Here is a 926-nt window from a genome sequence, read left to right as displayed (position 1 = left end):
CTTCCGCTTACGAGGCTTCGCGGCCGCGGCCGCCTTCTCCCGTACGACCTCCTCCAGCCGCACGTCGCTCCGGAGGGTCTTGAAGGACGCGTGCCGAAGCTGGCCGTCGCCCGTCCACCCGCGGAACGTGACCTCGCAGATGAGCCGGGGCTCGACCCAATGGGCGTTGCGGCGCGCCAGCGGCAGCATCTCGGCCGCGAAGGGCGCCGCCGGGATGCGCAGCGGTTCCAGCTGCGTCCAGAGATCCCGTGCGACCGCGTCGCGGAAGCCGGTGCCGACCCGCCCGACGTGGACGAGGGTGTCGTCCTCGTGGGTCCCCAGGATCAACGACCCCACGGACTTCGACGCGGTGGTCGACGGCATGTAGCCGGCGACGACGAATTCCTCCGACGAGCTGCATTTGATCTTGCGCCACGCATCGGTCCGCCCCGAGCGGTAGGGCGCGTCCGCGCGCTTGGCGACGATGCCTTCCAGGCCGAGCCTGCAGGCGTGCCGCGCCATGGCCGGCCCGTCGGCTGCGAGATGCTCGCTGAACCGGATGGAGCCGCCCGGCGGGGCGTCGTCGAGGCTTTGGAGCAGCAGGTCCTTGCGTTCGGTCAGGGGCAGGGCACGCAGATCCCTGCCGTCGAGGTAAAGCAGATCGAAGGCGTAGAGGATCGCCGATCCCGTATCGCCGGCGGCGAGCGCCTGCTGCAGGGCGGAGAAGCTGGAGACCCCGCTCTCCGTCTCGACGACGATCTCGGCGTCGATCAAGGCCGAGGGCAGCTTCAAGGCCTTCAGGGACCGGGCAGCGGGTTCGAACCTCGCGGACCAGTCGAGGCCTGAGCGCGTCAGGAGCTTCACGGAGCCCCCGTCGATGCGGGCCTGCATGCGGTAGCCGTCGTGCTTGATCTCGTACAGCCAGCCGTCGCCGGTGGGCACGTCGT

General features: G+C 70.2%; 1 protein-coding gene. It reads right to left on the bottom strand.

The features are described 5' to 3' along the window. Nucleotides 1-926, bottom strand: a 926-nt coding sequence (gene ligD / locus MKK75_RS12285) for a non-homologous end-joining DNA ligase (protein WP_244042850.1), incomplete at both ends; no start/stop codon positions are given.

Origin of the sequence: Methylobacterium sp. J-030, from assembly GCF_022829545.1 — a bacterium.
GTDB lineage: Bacteria > Pseudomonadota > Alphaproteobacteria > Rhizobiales > Beijerinckiaceae > Methylobacterium.
The sequence above is the reverse complement of the archived record's forward strand: the minus strand, read 5'-3'. Positions and strand labels throughout refer to the sequence as shown.